This window comes from Arthrobacter sp. JCM 19049, from assembly GCF_001310435.1.
Map to the genome: position 1 here is coordinate 1 of NZ_BAXF01000594.1, position 1,178 is coordinate 1,178.

Genomic DNA, 1,178 nt, shown 5'->3' on the forward strand with positions numbered 1-1,178 from the left:
GCGACCTCCATGGCCAGGGTGGCCTTCTTGCCGCTGCCCACCGCCTCGGGCAGCACGGTGCCTTCAGCGGCTTGGTCTCCGCATCCTTGGCCAGCACGGTGCGCCGCGGGGAGGCGAAGGTTTCGGCGGTCTGCTCCAGCTCCCCGGAGACCACCTCACGCAGCCGGGCGTCGGAGCCCAGGATGGCTCGCAGCTCCTCGATCTCCTTGCGCAGCTGCTCGGCCTCGGCCTCCAGCTCGATGCGCGAATACTTGGTCAGCTGGCGCAGGCGCAGCTCCAGGATGTGGTTGGCCTGCGCCTCGGAGAGGTCAAAGACCGTCATCAGCCGTTCGCGGGCCTCATTGGTGGCCTCGGAGGAGCGGATGATCGCGATGACATCGTCAATGTCCACGATGGCGATCAGCAGGCCCTCGACAAGGTGCAGGCGTTCCTCCCGCTTGGCCAGCCGGTGCGTGGTGCGCCGGCGCACCACCTCCAGGCGGTGTTCGACGTACACCTGCAGCAGCTCGCGCAGCCCCAGGGTGCGCGGCTGGCCCTCGACCAGGGTGACGTTGTTGATCCCGAAGGAGTCCTCCATCGGGGTGTACTTGTACAGGCTGGCCAGCACCGCGTTCGGGTTGAAGCCGTTCTTCAGCTCGATGACCAGTTTCAGCCCGTGCTGCCGGTCGGTCAGATCCACCACGTCGGAGATGCCGGCAATCTTCTTGTTGCCCACCCCGTCCTTGATTTTCTGGATGACCTTCTCCGGGCCGACCGTGTAGGGCAGCTCGGTGACCACCAGGGCGGACTTGCGCGCCGAGATCTTCTCCAGCGCCACCTTCGCCCGGGTGCGGAACGCCCCGCGCCCGGTGCGGTAGGCGTCGCGGATCCCGTCCAGGCCCACAATGGTGCCCCCGGAGGGCAGGTCCGGGCCGGGGACGAACTTCATCAGGTCCTCGACCGTGGCCTCGGGGTGCTCGATCAGGTGGCGGGCCGCGGCGATCACCTCGCCCAGGTTGTGCGGGGCCATGTTGGTGGCCATGCCCACCGCGATGCCGGTGGCGCCGTTGACCAGCAGGTTCGGGAAGGCGGCGGGCAGCACCTCGGGCTGGGTGAACTGGTTGTCGTAGTTCGGCACGAAGTTGACCACGTCTTCGTCCAGGTTCGCGGTCATCGCCACCGCGGCCGCGGCCAGCCGG

The 1,178-nt window shown here is 68.1% G+C and carries 1 pseudogene; it reads right to left on the reverse strand.

Annotation, left to right across the window (positions count from 1 at the left end):
- Window positions 1–1,178, reverse strand: a pseudogene (locus JCM19049_RS14780) (DNA gyrase subunit A); the annotation flags it as partial.